Origin of the sequence: Streptomyces sp., from assembly GCF_035563135.1 — a bacterium.
Lineage (GTDB): Bacteria > Actinomycetota > Actinomycetes > Streptomycetales > Streptomycetaceae > Streptomyces.
The window spans coordinates 1-14,929 of the sequence record NZ_DATMVN010000121.1; the positions used below are offsets into that span (position 1 = coordinate 1).

15 protein-coding genes and 2 pseudogenes are annotated in these 14,929 nt (G+C 71.1%); 9 read left to right on the forward strand and 8 right to left on the reverse strand.

Annotated elements, in window-relative coordinates; translation table 11 throughout:
* Window positions 1-678: DUF6357 family protein (locus VN520_RS05280; protein ID WP_325745661.1), on the forward strand; the 678-nt coding region annotated here is incomplete at its 5' end.
* Between the two features lie 224 nt (window positions 679-902).
* The gene (locus VN520_RS05285) at window positions 903-1,643 is read left to right on the forward strand and encodes a class I SAM-dependent methyltransferase (protein ID WP_325745662.1); all 741 of its coding nucleotides are present in this window, start codon (window positions 903-905) and stop codon (window positions 1,641-1,643) included.
* Window positions 1,644-1,861: 218 nt separating this feature from the next.
* On the opposite strand, the gene VN520_RS05290 is transcribed toward VN520_RS05285, so the two are convergent.
* On the reverse strand, window positions 1,862-2,356 hold the full coding sequence (locus VN520_RS05290; protein ID WP_325745663.1) for a DUF4234 domain-containing protein: 495 nt from the start codon (window positions 2,354-2,356) through the stop codon (window positions 1,862-1,864).
* Window positions 2,357-3,064: 708 nt separating this feature from the next.
* On the opposite strand from VN520_RS05290, the gene VN520_RS05295 reads away from it, so the two are divergent.
* Complete coding sequence (locus tag VN520_RS05295; protein WP_325745664.1) at window positions 3,065-4,255, forward strand: PP2C family protein-serine/threonine phosphatase; 1,191 nt, start codon at window positions 3,065-3,067, stop codon at window positions 4,253-4,255.
* 118 nt (window positions 4,256-4,373) lie between these two features.
* On the opposite strand, the gene VN520_RS05300 is transcribed toward VN520_RS05295, so the two are convergent.
* Window positions 4,374-4,787 carry an arsenate reductase ArsC gene (locus VN520_RS05300; protein WP_325745665.1) on the reverse strand — a complete coding sequence of 138 codons (414 nt, stop codon included), beginning with the start codon at window positions 4,785-4,787 and terminating at the stop codon, window positions 4,374-4,376.
* 94 nt (window positions 4,788-4,881) lie between these two features.
* Between VN520_RS05300 and VN520_RS05305 the strand changes: the two genes are divergently transcribed.
* From VN520_RS05305 to VN520_RS05315, 3 genes are read left to right on the forward strand one after another with little or no spacing between them, the layout of a single operon-like run.
* Window positions 4,882-5,190 (forward strand): metalloregulator ArsR/SmtB family transcription factor, encoded by a 309-nt coding sequence (locus VN520_RS05305; RefSeq protein WP_325745666.1) that lies wholly within the window; start codon window positions 4,882-4,884, stop codon window positions 5,188-5,190.
* The gene (gene arsB, locus VN520_RS05310) at window positions 5,187-6,302 is read left to right on the forward strand and encodes an ACR3 family arsenite efflux transporter (protein ID WP_325745667.1); all 1,116 of its coding nucleotides are present in this window, start codon (window positions 5,187-5,189) and stop codon (window positions 6,300-6,302) included. Before VN520_RS05305 ends, arsB begins: the two co-directional genes overlap by 4 nt.
* Window positions 6,299-6,502, forward strand: coding sequence for a hypothetical protein (locus tag VN520_RS05315; RefSeq protein ID WP_325745668.1), 204 nt, complete (start codon window positions 6,299-6,301; stop codon window positions 6,500-6,502). The genes arsB and VN520_RS05315 overlap by 4 nt, the downstream gene beginning before the upstream one ends.
* Before the next feature lie 221 nt (window positions 6,503-6,723).
* Here VN520_RS05315 and VN520_RS05320 read toward each other — a convergent pair.
* A pseudogene (locus VN520_RS05320) lies at window positions 6,724-7,043 on the reverse strand (GNAT family N-acetyltransferase); the annotation flags it as partial.
* Window positions 7,044-7,855: 812 nt separating this feature from the next.
* On the opposite strand from VN520_RS05320, the gene VN520_RS05325 reads away from it, so the two are divergent.
* Window positions 7,856-8,776: an AEC family transporter gene (locus tag VN520_RS05325; RefSeq protein WP_325745669.1), complete on the forward strand. Its 921-nt coding sequence runs from the start codon at window positions 7,856-7,858 to the stop codon at window positions 8,774-8,776.
* Window positions 8,777-8,888: 112 nt separating this feature from the next.
* Here the strand turns inward: VN520_RS05325 and VN520_RS05330 are convergent, their stop codons facing one another.
* On the reverse strand, window positions 8,889-9,260 hold the full coding sequence (locus tag VN520_RS05330) for a helix-turn-helix domain-containing protein (RefSeq protein WP_325745670.1): 372 nt from the start codon (window positions 9,258-9,260) through the stop codon (window positions 8,889-8,891).
* 84 nt (window positions 9,261-9,344) lie between these two features.
* Between VN520_RS05330 and VN520_RS05335 the strand changes: the two genes are divergently transcribed.
* Entirely contained in the window at window positions 9,345-10,244 is a 900-nt protein-coding gene (locus VN520_RS05335; protein ID WP_325745671.1) for an NAD(P)-dependent oxidoreductase, read from the forward strand.
* Window positions 10,245-10,706: 462 nt separating this feature from the next.
* Here the strand turns inward: VN520_RS05335 and VN520_RS05340 are convergent, their stop codons facing one another.
* The 4 genes and pseudogenes from VN520_RS05340 to VN520_RS05355 all read right to left on the reverse strand — a co-directional run.
* The gene (locus tag VN520_RS05340) at window positions 10,707-11,858 is read right to left on the reverse strand and encodes a polyprenyl synthetase family protein (protein WP_325745672.1); all 1,152 of its coding nucleotides are present in this window, start codon (window positions 11,856-11,858) and stop codon (window positions 10,707-10,709) included.
* On the reverse strand, window positions 11,855-12,943 hold the full coding sequence (locus VN520_RS05345; protein WP_325745673.1) for a tetratricopeptide repeat protein: 1,089 nt from the start codon (window positions 12,941-12,943) through the stop codon (window positions 11,855-11,857). The genes VN520_RS05340 and VN520_RS05345 overlap by 4 nt, the downstream gene beginning before the upstream one ends.
* A 379-nt stretch (window positions 12,944-13,322) precedes the next feature.
* Entirely contained in the window at window positions 13,323-13,919 is a 597-nt protein-coding gene (locus VN520_RS05350; RefSeq protein WP_325745674.1) for a DMT family transporter, read from the reverse strand.
* Between the two features lie 20 nt (window positions 13,920-13,939).
* Window positions 13,940-14,355 (reverse strand): annotated as a pseudogene (locus VN520_RS05355) (TetR family transcriptional regulator); the annotation flags it as partial.
* Window positions 14,356-14,498: 143 nt separating this feature from the next.
* Here VN520_RS05355 and VN520_RS05360 point away from each other — a divergent pair.
* Complete coding sequence (locus VN520_RS05360) at window positions 14,499-14,717, forward strand: MbtH family protein (RefSeq protein WP_325745675.1); 219 nt, start codon at window positions 14,499-14,501, stop codon at window positions 14,715-14,717.
* Window positions 14,718-14,929 lie beyond the last annotated feature (212 nt).

Below are 14,929 nucleotides of genomic sequence, written 5' to 3' on the forward strand. Positions count from 1 at the left end.
CCGCGCCGGCCGGGGCCGGGCGTGGCCGTCCCCTCGCGGCGGGACCTGGTCGGCCGCGATCCGCGACGGGGGAAGCGCGCCACGGACAGACGCGACTGGGACCGGATGGCGACGACGGTGGACACGGCCGTGCGCCGTGCACACCCTGAGCTCGCCGATGAAGCGGTGCGTACCGTGAGTTCCCTGATGTGCTCGGAGGCCGCAGACCGCTCCAGGAGCACGCCCACGGAGGATGACGAGGGGGCTGCCGGCGGCTGCGCCGACTTCGGTGAGAGCGCGAGGAGGATGCTCCTGTCGTTCACCGACGACAAGGGCGTCGAGAAGAAGTGGCTCCCGGACAGCCCCCGCACTGCCACCGCGGAGTTCTGGGAGTTCGTCGGCGACCGCTCTGCCGCGGGCAACGAAGTGTTCACCACCGAGGCCGAGAAGAGGGGCGAGGGGATCCAGCTCCACTTCTACGCGGACTCCATCGCCCGGATCACGACGGTGCACGAGGGTGAAGGCGGGGCGGATCCGGAGTACCGGGTCGAGTACAGCCTGGTCGACGGGATCGGCGGATACCGGAACCCGGTGAGCGCCTTCGTCCGCGGCGGCTGTACCGCACTCGAACAGCACGGTTCCTGGATGTCGGACGCCGCTGAGTTCGAGCGCGCGCGCCGACGGCGCGACGCCGGGTAAGCCCCGGCGGGTGTCCGCGCACGCGCCGTCGGAAGGGCCTGCGAAAGAGCGGGGACAGGAGTCAGCGCACCGGCCGGCGCAGCCGGCTGAACCGGCCTGCTCACCAACACAGCCGTGCGAGCCGGAGTCCGCCCCGGAGAGCTTGCCCCGGACCGTGCGGCCAGGAGGCGGCGGAAGGTAAATGAATCGACAGCACACCTGGGCGCCCGGCAAAGTGATCGATCGTGACGAGCAGTGAACTGTGGACCCGTGCGACCGCCGAACGCTACGACGACGAGGAGGCCGAAACGTCCTCGGCTGCCGCTCTCGAACCGGCTCTCGCCTTCCTGGCAGAGCTCGCCGGAGAGGGCCGGGCACTGGAGTTCGCCATCGGGACCGGACGCGTGGGTGTTCCGCTCCGGGAACGCGGCGTGCCGGTGGTGGGCATCGAACTGTCCGAGCACATGGCAGCGGTGCTGCGGCGCAAGATCCAGGAAAGCCTGCTCCCGGTATCCATCGGGGACATGGCCACCACTGCCGTCCCCGGTGCGTTCTCCTTGGTGTATCTCGTCTACAACACCATCACGAACCTGCTCACGCAGGACGAGCAGGTCGAGTGCTTCCGCAACGCCGCCCGCCACCTGGAGCCAGGCGGCCGATTCGTCATCGAGCTGGGTGTACCGCCGCTGCGGTTCCTGCCGCCCGGTCAGGTCGCGGTGCCGTTCGACGTCTCCCAGCGGCATCTCGGCTTCGACACCTTCGACGTGGTCGAGCAGATTCTCGTCTCGCATCACTTCACCCTTGATGGAGACGACGGCCGTTATCGTCGCAACAGCTCCCGACACCGGTACGCCTGGCCGGCAGAGCTCGACCTGATGGCGCGGATCGCCGGGCTCCAACTGGAGCGTCGCGTCGCGGACTGGGACGGGGCACCGTTCACCCAGGACTCCGCGAAGCACATCTCCGTGTGGCGCAAGCCGGCCTGAGGCCGGCCACCGGCACTGTCGGCGTGGGCCGTGCCGTTGCGCCTCTCCCCGCGGAACCCCGGGCGCCGGGACCGGTGGGAGCAGGCGGATGTCCGCTGCCCGCTCCGGGGCCGCACGGCGGGCGCACGGCGGCCACGGCCCATCAGGCACGGCAGGCACCCCACCGCTTCTCGAAGCGGTGGGGTGCCTGCGCGGAATCAGCGGTCCGGTCGGCGAATTCAGGCCGCCAGGGATACCGCGGTGCCCGGTGTGGCACCGGGGTAGGCCTCGACGACCAGATTGAGCTGACGCTGCATGTACCAGACGTTCAGGCCGAAGACGAACATCAGCCACATGCTCGCGGCGGGGCTGCACGTCACCGGCAGGCCGGCGGCGCGCTGGGCACTCGCGATGGCCCTGCCGGTGTTGCGGAAGGAGATCAGCGGAGCGATCACCGTCCAGCCCAGGAAGAGCAGGACCAGCAGGCTGCCCGCCGGCTTCAGGGCCTGACGCCGGTCGAACTCCTGAAGCTCGTTGTGAATCTTGTAGTACCAGACCAGCTGGTAGATACCGAGGGTGATGAGTGTCAGGCCGAGCCACACGGCGACAGGTCCGCGACGCTTCATGGCGGCGCCGGACAACTGGAGTGTGCCGGGCACACGGGGTGCCAGTGTGTCTCCGGCCGGGCTCAGGGCGCCTGTGCTGGACGTGGTGGTGGGCTGGGTGTCAGCCATGTGAGGTGCTCCATCTGCTGGTTCTGTTCTCAGCCGGAGCATCATGACAGTAAGTGAAGGCACGGTGAAGGCAGTTGGGCTCCACGTGCTGTTTCTGTCACGTTCTTGTGATCAAGTCGACTCGTCGGTTCGGCCTTCGTGAACAGAACGAGGGTGCGGAATATGTCACTCGGGGCCGGTTCGGCCGGGATGCCGCGAGTACGGCCGGGCTGGACCGCAGTCGTCCGGATCGGACGGCCTTTCCCGTCGGGGAGGGCGAGGAAGTGCAGGCCGTGGCTGCGGTGTCTGCCGGAGCGGCACCCGGCGGCGGCCCTTCCCGCACGGCGCCGGGTGGGGACGGGGGCGTCGTCGATCAGGATCACCGCTCCGGCCCGTTCGGCGGCCTTCTTCGGGGAGCGGTCCCGGCCCGGGGTCTGCGCGCCGTCGGTGACCGGTCCCGCAGCCCGCAGGCCCGGCGTGGTGGCCACGTCGGCATCACCGATCCGCACGATTCCGGCCCGGGACGGCGAAGACCGCCGCGACCTGGGCGTGACCGCGGCCTTTGCCGCTCCTCGAATTGTCACCGCTCATTTCGTGCGGTCTCCACGGTCGGGCGGAGAAGCCGCCCTGTGTGCTCGGGCATGTGCTCCTGCGGCCGGACAAGGCCTCCCGGCCGAGGCGCGTAGTGTCTGAGCGCGGGAGAAGAGCCCGCGACCCTGGGAGGCTGTCGTGGCGCGTGACCGAATCGGACTGGCTGAGGTGCTGGCAGCGGCGGAGAACGCCGCGCCGATGGACTCCCTCGATGCCGTGGCGTGCAACCTGCGCGACAGGTTCGGCGCGCGATACGTGTCGTTCCTGTTCGTCGACGTCGTCGGCCGACGCCTGCTGCGGGTGAGCGACACGGCGGGCACGGCGCACGAGCACCGAGCCGAGCGGGTGCCCCTCGGCGACAGCAGCGGATACGACGAGGTCCTGCGCACCCAGAAGCTGGTGGAGACGCCGGAGGAGGGACGGGGGTGGCGGGTGCTCGCCCCGGTCACCAACCGCGGCGACGCCATCGGTGTCCTGGAGCTGTTCCTCACCGACGTCACACGGGACGTTCTGGAGCAGGTCGAGGAGACTGCGCACGCGCTGGCGTACATCATCGTCACCGACCGCCGCTTCACCGACTTCTACCACTGGGGCAACCGCACCACGTCGGTCAGCCTGGCCGCGGAGATCCAGCGCCAGCTCCTGCCCTCGGCCTCCTCCTGCGAATCCGCGGCATTCGCCCTTGCCGGCGCCCTGGTCCCGGCGTCCGACATCGCCGGTGACACCTATGACTACAGCCTCGACAGCGACACCCTGCACCTGTCCGTCACCGACGCCATGGGCCACGATGTCGATGCCTCGCTCATGGCCACCCTCCTGGTCAACGCTTCCCGCGGCGCTCGCCGAGCCGGGGCGGACCTCCTCGGCCAAGCCGCCCAGGTCCACCACGCACTCCTCAGCCATGGCCGACGGACCTTCGCCACGGGCCAGCTGCTGCGCATCGCCCTGGACGGGACCAGGGCCCAGCTCGTGAACGCCGGCCATCCCTGGCCGCTCCGGCTGCGTGACGGCGAGGTCGGCGAGGTGCCGCTGGCGGTGAACATGCCGTTCGGCGTGCCGATGCAGGGCCCGTACCAGGTGCAGAACGTCGATCTGCGGCCCGGTGACCGCCTCGTGCTCTACACCGACGGCATGCAGGAACGCGAGGCGGAGACGGTCGACCTGCCGGGCCTGATCGGTGCCACCGCCGCCGGGCACCCGCGCGAGGTCGTGCGCACCCTGGTCACCGCGGTCGCCGACGCTTACGACGGCTGCCCGCCGAAGGACGACGCCACGGTCCTGTGCCTGGACTGGCACGGCCCTCTGTCCGGACGCCGGACGAAGACCTGAGCCGCGGCCGGGTCCGTCCGCAGGCGGAGGCGGGCGGCTGGATGAACGGGCGGCCGGCGCTCGCCTGCCGGACGGGCGCGACGTGGGTGGCGTCACCGGCGAGCGCGAACCGTGTCGCTCATGCCGTCGTCCCCGCGGTGATCTCGGCGATCAGGCCCTCGACGAGCGTTCTGATCTCGTCGCGGATCGGGCGGACCGCCTCGGTGCCCTGGCCGGCCGGGTCGTCGAGCTTCCAGTCCAGGTAGCGCTTGCCGGGAAAGACGGGGCAGGTGTCGCCGCAGCCCATGGTGATGCAGACGTCCGACTCGCGGACCGCGTCGGCGGTGAGCATCTTCGGCGTCTCCTCGGAGATGTCGATACCGACCTCGGCCATGGCCGCGACTGCGGCCGGGTTGACGGCACCGCCCGGGGCGGATCCGGCGGAGCGGACCTCGACGCGGTCTCCGGCCAGGTGGTTCAGCCACGCGGCGGCCATCTGGGAGCGGCCGGCGTTGTGTACGCAGACGAAGAGGACGGACGGCTTGTCGGCCACGGTGATCATTCTTTCTCGTCGCATGGCGGAACCCGGCCGCCGATGACTCCAGCCCCGCTGGGATCAGCGGGTGGTGATGTGAAAATATCAGCGCATGCTGACTTCAGTCGATCCTGACGTGATCCGGGTGCTGGGCGATCCGCTCCGCCTGCAGATCGTGACCCTGCTGGCGCGCGAGACGCTCTGCACGACGCACCTGGTCGAGGAGACCGGAGCCAAGCAGACCAACTTGTCCAACCACCTGAAGGTGCTGCGTGAGGCCGGGCTGGTGGAGACCGAGCCCTGCGGCCGCTTCACCTACTACAAGCTCAAGCCCGAGGTCCTGGCCGGTCTGTCCGGACAGTTCGCCGAGCTGGCGGCCTCCGCCCTCACCGCCGCCGAGAACAAGAGGGCCTGCCCGTGACCTCCACCGAGCCTCCTGCCGCCGCCCACGCCACCGGCCCCGCCGGGGACGACCCGGTCGTCAAGAAGCTCTCCACCCTCGACCGCTACCTGGCCGTGTGGATCCTCATCGCCATGGCCGTCGGCCTCGGACTCGGCCGTCTGGTCCCAGGCATGAACGACGCTCTGGCGAAGGTGGAGATCGGCGGGATCTCCCTGCCGATCGCCCTCGGCCTGCTGATCATGATGTATCCGGTACTGGCGAAGGTCCGCTACGACAGGCTGGACGCCGTCACCGGGGACCGTCGGCTGATGGTCTCCTCCCTGGTCGTCAACTGGGTCCTCGGCCCTGCCGTCATGTTCGCGCTGGCGTGGATCTTCCTGCCGGACCTGCCCGAGTACCGCACCGGGTTGATCATCGTGGGCCTGGCACGCTGCATCGCCATGGTGATCATCTGGAACGACCTGGCGTGCGGCGACCGTGAGGCCGCAGCTGTTCTGGTGGCCCTCAACAGCGTCTTCCAGGTCATCGCTTTCGGCCTGCTGGGCTGGCTCTACCTCGATCTGCTGCCCGGCTGGCTGGGGCTCGGAGGCGGCGAACACCTGGACATCTCGACGGGGGAGATCGCACTGAACGTGGCCGTCTTCCTCGGCGTCCCGCTGCTGGCCGGCTTCCTGACCCGCCGCATCGGCGAGAGGAAGATGGGCCGCGACGGCTACGAGCGGCGCTTCCTGCCGAAGATCGGCCCATGGGCGCTGTACGGGCTGCTGTTCACGATCGTCATCCTCTTCGCCCTGCAGGGGAGGACCATCACCTCGCAGCCGCTGGACGTCGCCCGGATCGCGCTGCCGCTCCTGGTCTACTTCGCCGTGATGTTCTTCGGCACCTTCCTCCTCGGCAAGGGCCTGGGCCTGACCTACGAGCGCACGACGACCCTCGCGTTCACCGCGGCGGGCAACAACTTCGAACTGGCCATCGCGGTCGCCATCGCCACCTTCGGTGTCACCTCGGGCCAGGCCCTGTCAGGTGTCGTCGGCCCGCTCATCGAAGTCCCGGTGCTGATCGGCCTGGTCCATGTCGCGCTCGCCTGGCGCAAGAAGTTCGCCACCCCCTCCCTGACGACGGCTCCGTGACACGGCACATGGACCAGGCGGCGGCCGGCGGCGGCCGGGCAGGGCTCGCCGTCGGCTCCCGCCCGCGCCGCCAGGGCGGGGACCCCACCGCCCCGGCGGCGCGCCGGACGGGCCATGGTGGACGCGGGGTTCCCCGTGTCCTGTTCCTCCCCGGCCGGGGGCGGCCCGCTGCCCGGCTGTCCGCTCAGTTCATGCCGTGACAGTCCCTGAGGCACGTGCCGGTCACCGGCCACATGGCGGGGCCACCTTCGTCGGCTACGGGAAGGGCCGCGTCGACGATGCCGGCCGTCACCGAGCGGCGGAGCAGGCGAAGGGGCTGCCCGCGCGGTTCTCCCGCGCCAGGACCGCCATGCCGGGGCTGCGGCGCCCGAGCGGCAGACGGCCCGTCCCGGGCGGTGGCAGGGGAGGCCCTGCGGGCGGATCAGGTGATGACGTGGCTGCGGCGCTCGGCGAGCACGACGTCACGCCGGACTCCGTGACGGCGCGCGACTCGCTCCCGGATGCCGATGACCCGGCGCGCTCGTGGAGTGCCGGACTCGCCGTGTTCCCGGGGAAGGTGCCGGACTGGACGGTCCAGATCCCGGCCGCCTCGGTGGAGCCGACCAGTGCCTTCAGCAACGCGGACGCGACGCCGCGACCGCGCGCAGCAGGGTGGACCTGGACGGAGTGCCCGACCGCGCCCGCGTACGCACACCGGTCCGGGACCCGGCTCGGGGCGACCCGGCCGAGCACCGCCCCGCTCTCGTACACCTCAGATACCTCAGGCACCACACACCCCACACGCCTCAAGCGCCCCAGGTGCCTCCGAGGCTCAGCAGGCCGATGGCGGTTGCTGTGCGCCCACGCCGCCGCAACTCGTCCGGCTCAGCGCCCCCGCCACATCCGGCACGGCTGCCGAAGAGGTGTCGGCGGGCGGCTGCTGCGGCTCGTGACCGGCCTCGGCCCGCGTGAGCGCGATCCCGGCCCGGCCGGCCTTCGCGACGTACGCCTCTGACTGTGGGAAGGCGTGGGAACGCGGACGTGAAGGACCACCGCTTCCTGCCCTTCCCGGCCGGCTGCTCCGGTAAGGCCTGGGCGGGCCGTCGTGGGTCCGGGCCCATCCGGACGCCTGGCCGGTCGTCCTGTGCCCGCCGGCCGAACCGACGTCCGCTCGGGCCCGCGTGACCGTCCCGCCCCCGGAGCGGCCCCGGCAGCATCGGCTCCGGAGCCCCGGCTGCGGGCCGGATCCGGGGCGCCCGTCGCCCCGGGCGGACGACCGGGTCGGTACCGAGGGGCGCCCCGTCCTCGACCGCGCTCGGCATCGGCCGCTCCGCCATGACCGGGCCGACGGAAACGCAACTCCGTGGTGACCGTAGGCTAAGTCCTGGTCAGCGCGTCATCGAGTGGATTCGCAGGGAGAGCGGGGGAGTCCACACCCCCGATTCCTCCGGCGCGGCCGAAGGTCCGGGTCCTCCGTGGTTCCCGCAACGGGGCGGCGCCGGCCCGGGCCACCGGCACAGGACCGTCTTCGCGCCCTGCTGGCCACCGCTCGCGATTCATCGGCAAGGAAGTGCATGCAGGGAGTCCTCACCGGGTTCGCGGTGATCGCCGTCGTCATAGGCGTCGGTTACGTCCTCGGATACCGCGGACATCTGGGAGACGACGGCCGGGCGGTCCTGACCAGGCTCGCCTTCAATGTGGCAACCCCCGCACTGCTCTTCACCACGCTGGCGAGCGCGGACCTGTCGGTCATCTTCTCCCAACGGCTCCTCGTCACCGCGACCGCGACGGCCGCCGCAGCGGCGCTCTTCGTCACCGTAGGACTCCTGCGAGGCTGGGACGCCGGACAGCTCACCATCGGCGCCCTGTGCTCCAGTTACGTCAATGCCGGCAACCTCGGAATCCCGATCGCCGTCTACGTACTGGGAGACGCCTCGCTCGTCGCCCCCGTGCTGCTCTTCCAGCAGATCGTCGTCACGCCGCTGGCCCTCACCATCCTCGACCTGAGCCGCCCCGGCGAGTCCCGGCCCCTTTGGCAGCGCCTCACCACTCCGCTCCGCAACCCGATGGCTGTCGGCTCATCGGCAGGTGTCACTGCGGCCGCCACCGGATGGACCATCCCCTCACCGGTCCTCGAACCCCTCACGCTCATCGGCAACATGTCCGTCCCTGCGGTTCTGCTGGCCTTCGGAATCTCCCTGCGCGGCAGTGGCATGCCCGCCCGCGGGGACAACCGCCCCGCGATCGCCCTGTCCGCCGCCCTCAAGACGGCCGTCCAGCCCTTCATCGCCTGGGGGGTGGGCGTGGGCGTCTTCCACCTGCACGGCGCGGCTCTCCTCGACGTCGTCGTGACCTCGGCCCTGCCGGCCGCCCAGAACCTCTACACCTATGCCTCGAAATACCGTGTGGCGGAACAACTCGCCCGAGAATCGATACTGCTGTCCACGATCCTCTCCATACCGGTCCTGATCGTCATCGCCGCTCTCCTGGGATAGACGGCGCGCGGACCCCGCCCTCCCGGCGGCCCCGACGGCTCCGTCCGGAGCGGGACGCCCGCCCGGGCGCCCCGGACGCCATGCGGAGGCAGCCCGCAACGACAGGAAAGCTTCAGCCGCGCGCGCTCCCGGCCACGTCGAGGACTTCGGCGCCTTCGCGCCGCATCCGCTCGTCCCCCCAGTCACCGAGCGGCCCGAGCGCCTGATTGAGCGTACGCCCGTGCTCTGTCAGCGAGTACTCCACCCGCGGCGGCACCTCGGCATGGACCTTCCGGTGCACGAGACCGTCCTCCTCCATCTCGCGCAGGTGCTGGGTCAGCATTTTTTCGCTCACTCCGGGCAGACCACGCCGGAGTTCGGCGAAGCGGCGTACGCGATGGGCGTCGAGCTCCCAGAGGATCAGTCCCTTCCACTTGCCGCTCAGCACGTCGAACGCCGCGTCGATGCCGCAGATGTAAGGCCCGCGTCTCGGTGCCTTGGCCATCACGGATTCCCCTAACCGAAAGGTAAGTACCGAAGTAAATAGTGGGTACTTCCGAGAATAGCGGCGCTCTTCGACCATGGAGGGGTGAACGAACACGAGAAGCGCAGCGCACAGCATGTCACCGTGATCGGTCTCGGTCCGATGGGCCAGGCGATGACCCGTATCCTCCTCGCGGCCGGCCACCCGGTCACCGTCTGGAACCGCACCGCTCGCCGGGCCGACAGTTCGGTCGCCGAAGGAGCAGTGCTCGCGGCGACACCCACCGAGGCGGTCGGGGCGGGTGACCTGGTGATCCTCAGCCTTACCGACTACCAGGCGATGTACGACGTCCTCGATGGCGCTGCCGGATCACTCGCCGGCCGGACGCTGGTGAACCTGAGCTCCGACACTCCCGAACGCACACGCGAAGCAGCGACGTGGGCAGCCGGTCATGGCGCCGCCTTCCTCACCGGTGGCGTCATGGTCCCGGCGCCGATGGTCGGCACGGAGGCCGCCTACGTCTACTGCAGCGGCCGCAAGGAGGTGTGGGAGAGCCACCTGGCGGTGCTGTCACTGCTCGGTAGGCCGAAATACCTGGGCGAAGATCCGGGTCTCGCCCAGATGATGTACCAAGCCCAGCTCGCGGTGTTCCTCACCACCCTGTCCGGGCTGATGCACGCCACTGCGATGCTGGGCGCAGCAGGAATGCAGGCCGAGGAAGCCCTGCCGGAGCTGCTCTCGTTCGTGGACTCGATCGGCGCCATCACGAGGGCCGGTGAGGAGAACCCCGGCACCGCGCTGGATGCCGGAGAACACCCCGGCGACCTCAGTACGGTCACCATGATGGGCGCGACGTCCGACCACATCGTCGAGACCAGCACGTCACTCGGCCTGGACCTCGCGCTCCCCCTGGCCGTGCAGGCCCATTACCGGCGTGCGATCAGGGACGGGCACGGCAGCGACAACTGGACCCGCATCATCGACGGGATGAGGGAACCGGGCTGACCGGACGGGGCTCACTCCTCGGTGAGCCTCCGCCCACTCGAAGCCGCGGTCCAGGGCTGGTGCGAAGGGCTCCCGGAGTGCTCGCACCGGCCCCGGGCGGCATCCTGCGGGACAGATCGTCCGCCTCCGCGGCCGGTTCGCGGGCCCTGCCCGCCACGGCGGGGGAGCGGGACGAACTGTCTTCGCCGTACGGGCCCTTGAGCGGGTGAGCGGACAGCTCGCCGGCATACGCGCCGTCGCTCACCGCGCACCGGGTGCGGCCGAGGCCGCGTGGAGTGGCGGGGCTGCTGTGGCTGGGCTGGACAGGATCCCGGGGTCTGGGGCCGGCGGTGTCGAAGGGGGCTGCCGAGGTGGCGATGCCGGGGGTGGCGGGCTTGGCCGCGGGGTTGCTGCGGTTGCGGCGGCGCCGTGACCGGCCGGAGGACCCGGAGGCGCAGCCGGCCGGAACGGCGGCCGCGGTGTTCACATCCTGCGGTGCAGCAGGAACGCGAGCAGCTCCTCGATCTGGCGTGCCGCCCGTGGGGCGAGGGGCACGCTCCGCAGGCAGACGCGGGCGGCATCGAGGTGGCGGCCCGCTTCGTCCAGGGTGGCGGTGCGGCCGCCGCACGCTTCCACGAGTGCGGCTGCGTGGAGGGCACCGGTGTCGTCGAGAGCGAGCGGGGAGTTCAGAAGAGCGGCGAGTTCCCTGGCGTGAGGGCCCTCTCCGTCGAGGGCGGCCAGCACGGGGTAGGTCTTCTTCTGCTGCCGCAGATCGCTGTGCACGGGTTTGCCCGTCACCGCCGGATCGCCCCAGATGCCGAGCAGGTCGTCGACGGCCTGGAAGGCCACTCCGAGATGACGCCCGGCACGGTCCAGTGCGGCGACGGTGTCGGCGGGTGCTCCTCCCAGGAGGGCGCCCAGCGCTGCGGCGCAGCCCAGCAGGGTGCCGGTCTTGAGCTCCGCCATGTCACGGTACTCCTCCGGCCGGACGGCTCCGGGTCCCGTCCAGGGGCGGGCCGCGAAGAGCAGGTCCTCCGCCTGGCCGCGCACGAGGCCGCTCAGCGTCTCGGAAAGGCGCCCCACCGCCGCAGCCGTGTGCGGTCCCGGCGTCTCGGCGAGTGTCTGTACCGCGAGGGCGAAGAGCGCGTCGCCTGCGAGGACTGCGGGCCCGGTGCCGTACGCCTTCCACACGGTCTCCCGCTGCCGCCGGGTCCCGTCCCCGTCCATGATGTCGTCGTGCAGCAGGGAGAAGGTGTGGATCAGCTCGACCGCCACGGCGCCCGCCACGGCGCTCTCCCCGGGCGCCTCCACGGCCTCGGCACACAGTACGGCGAGGGCCTGACGCACGCCCTTGCCCTCGAAGGACCCGTCAGCGGGTGTGCCGCCGACTTCGCACCAGCCGAGTGAGAACGCGGCCATCTCGCCCGGCCAGGGATGGAGCCGCCCTATGGCGGCCACCAAGGAAGGACGCACCAGGTCGCGGCAGCGCGCGAGTATGCGGGGAGCGGTGACCGCGGCCTCCGGGAGACCGGAGCCCGGGAGCGTGCCTTCCCCGGCCGGCACGGCGTCCCGAACGGGAGCTGCGAGTGCGGCGGTGTGTACGGTGCCGGCGGAAACGGCCGCGGAGGAGGTCATCGCGTCACCGCCTCCTCCATGAGGTGGCCGGTCTCGGGCAGGGGCCCCACCCCCAGCTCCAGCGCCGCCTTGTCGACCATGTCCCGGGCGTGCCTCAGACCGATCCGGTCCAGAGCCCGGCGGAGGCCGGCCAGTTCCACGACTGTCTCCGCCGGGTTCCGCCCGAGCCGCGCCAGCGACTTGGCGAGCCCCAGCCGGGACAGAGCGGCCCCCCGCGGCTCGTTCATCTCCTCGAATTCCGCGAGTGCCCGCGCATAGGTGTCACGGGCCTGCGAGTACTGTCCGGCCCGGTAGTGCACATTGCCCCGCATCTTGTGGTTGTAGGCCAGCGCACTGGACAACTTCATGTCACGGCACACGGATTCGGCCTCGGTGAGCAGCGCCAGCGCGCGCTCCACGTCACCGTCGCGTACGGAGAGCACATCGGCTATGCCGCGCAGCGCCCAGGCACGCCCGCGCCAGTCGTCGGCTCGGCCCGCGGTTTCGGCCGCCTCCTCGAACAGGACGAGTGCCTTGTCGTACGACCCGGTGTTCCGGTGCATCTGGGCAATGCCTTCCAGCGCCCATACGGTGTGCCTGGCCTCCCCGCGCCTGCGGGCCTCCGCGAGCAGTTGTTCGTGCAGCTCGCCGACGGCCTCGTAGTCGCCCTGGATGCGCCCGGTCTCCGCGAGACCGGCGAGCGAGTAGCCGCGTACGACCACGTCGCCCCCTCGTTCCCCCATCTCGGCCGCGAGCCCGAGCAGCCGGTAGGCCAGCGCCAGTGAACCCCGCTGGCGGGCGAGCGTGCCACCGCTCCACAAGGCCCAGGCCATCGCCCCTACGTCCTTTGCCGAGCGCGCCGCACGGTAACTCGCCTTCCACGCCGCGTCGGCGTCCGCCACAAGCCCCAGTCGCCGGTACGCCTCGGCGACAGCGAGCCCGCAGCGCGCCATCTCCCGCTGCTCCCCGGCGCGTGCCGCCGCCCGCAGTTCCTCGATGCCCTTCGCCAGTACCTCGGTGAGGGAGGAGTTCACCGACAAGGAGCCGAGCGCTCCCTGGTACTCGGGAGCGAACGCCTTGCCGTCCGGCCGATTCTGCTGAGTCACCCGTGCCACCTGCTCACTGTTCCGCCTGTCTTCGCCACCGTTGTCCGACGGTTGTCGGCCGCCGTCCCTGATCAAGACGGTATGAGCGGGCAGGGGTTCCACGAATCCCTCTCCGTGTCGGTCGTGGGTCGTACCTGAGGGCGACACGAGAGCCCCGGGCTAGTCAGTGGGAGGGACACCGCAGCTGGAGCGGAGACGGCCGCGCACAGACACGGCCGCCGCCGTACCGGCCCGCATACGGCCGAGGGAGGCATCCTCGGGCCGCTGTTCCGCTGTCCTTCGCGCGGGGGAGGCCGGGACCGCCGTCGCGTAGGACGAGGAGGACCAGCCCCGGACGACTTCGCCGTGGTGAGCCGCGTCATCGCAGCACCCGTGACGGTCACCGGTCGCGCACGGGGCGTCCCCCGGCCCCGGACCGGCGCCGTGTGGTGGCCCCTCGCGGCTCCGCCACCCTGCGGACGGGCCCGGTGAGCACGGCGAGGCAGCCGACGACCGGAGCGACTCCGGTCCATCCCGGACAGGGCAGGCGTTCCCCGACCACCAGCACCGCCGGTACGGCCGCGATCACGGGTTCCAGCAGCGAAAGTGTCGTCGCGGTGCTCGCGGGGACGTGCGCCAGGCCCCGTCCGAACAGGACACAGCCCATGAACATGGGCACCAGGGCCATATAGGCGCCGACCGCCGCGTCGGACCAGGAGCTGACGAGCGGGGCACCGGTGGCCGGCAACACGGGCAGGAGCAGCAGTCCGCCGAGCCCGAAGACGGCGCCCATGGCCGCACCGGGGGTGACATGACGGCTGATCAAGCGGTGAGCGGCCCAGGAGTACACGGCGTAGGTGAGGCCGGCGACCAGGCCCAGTCCCACGCCGAGCACGGTCGTCCCCGTGGACCGGGCCCCGGGACCGGAGTGCTCCCCGGCCACCCCGGCCACACACAGCAGCACCGTCCCGGACAGGCCGAGGGCGGCGCCGAGCATCCAACGGCGCGCCAGGCGGTCTTGTGCCGCCGTACGACGGCCCGCCCCTCGTCCCCGGCCGGCAGGTCGGCAGCGGCGTTCAGCAGACCGCACCCCCGGAAAGCGTGCGCACAGGCGCACGCGGCGTGGTCGGCGTACGCGTCGAAGACGGCGAGCACGCCGCCCCGCCCGCCTCCGGCTTCTTCCAGCCGGCGCCGGTACATGGCCGGCCCCTTCTCATGCCGGGCGTCCGGACGGGCCCTCACCGGGTGGCCTCGGACGAGAAGTTGTTGTACAGGCTCATCCTGGCCACGCCGGCCTCGGCGGTGATGGTGTCGATCCCTGTCGCCGACACACCGTCCGCGTAGAAGCGGCGAGCTGCGGCGGCAAGCAGACGCTCGCGCGCGTTCCCCCGCCGTCTCCTGGGAGGCTGCGCCGCAGCGCCGGTACCGCTCATTCCGTCTCCTGATCCGCCAGTGGGTAGGTCAGTCCGCCCACTGGATCCGCGCGTTGTGTCATACGGTGCGCCGGCCGACGGTGACATGGGTAAGGTGGTAATGGTCAAGTGAAGGTAGCCTTGCCTAAGTTATAGGAGTCTCGGTGACCAACCCCTTCGAGGACGAGAACGGCACCTACTTGGTGCTCGTCAATGACGAGGGACAGCATTCGCTCTGGCCCGCCTTCGCCGAGGTGCCTGCCGGCTGGACCGTGGCGCATCCGGAGGACACCCGTCAGGCCTGCATCGAATACGTCGAGCGGAACTGGACCGACCTCCGGCCCAAGAGCCTGATACGGAGCATGGCTGCCGATCCCGCCTGAGCCCTTTCCCGGGCCGCCCGGTACGGTCCTCGCCGGCGCCGGGATGCGGGGACTGCCGCGCCGGTGCGGTGGCCCGTAGGCGGCTGCTGTCGCCGCCGGAGAGCGGGCGGGGCCGGTTCGCCCGGCTCCGGCAGCTCGCGGCCGCGTCCGTCCCGGAAGGAGGCCGGCTCCCCGCGCAGTGCCTTCGCGAAGGCCGGCAGGCGACGGGTCCG

What these genes read in the sequence shown, in the direction of transcription:
- VN520_RS05330 (WP_325745670.1), bottom strand. Translation starts at nt 9,260, where the DNA reads ATGGCCAAGGCACCGAGACGCGGGCCTTACATCTGCGGCATCGACGCG.
- VN520_RS05340 (WP_325745672.1), bottom strand. Translation starts at nt 11,858, where the DNA reads ATGACCTCCTCCGCGGCCGTTTCCGCCGGCACCGTACACACCGCCGCA.
- VN520_RS05325 (WP_325745669.1), top strand. Translation starts at nt 7,856, where the DNA reads ATGCAGGGAGTCCTCACCGGGTTCGCGGTGATCGCCGTCGTCATAGGC.
- VN520_RS05305 (WP_325745666.1), top strand. Translation starts at nt 4,882, where the DNA reads ATGCTGACTTCAGTCGATCCTGACGTGATCCGGGTGCTGGGCGATCCG.
- VN520_RS05350 (WP_325745674.1), bottom strand. Translation starts at nt 13,919, where the DNA reads ATGCTCGGCGCCGCCCTCGGCCTGTCCGGGACGGTGCTGCTGTGTGTG.
- VN520_RS05290 (WP_325745663.1), bottom strand. Translation starts at nt 2,356, where the DNA reads ATGGCTGACACCCAGCCCACCACCACGTCCAGCACAGGCGCCCTGAGC.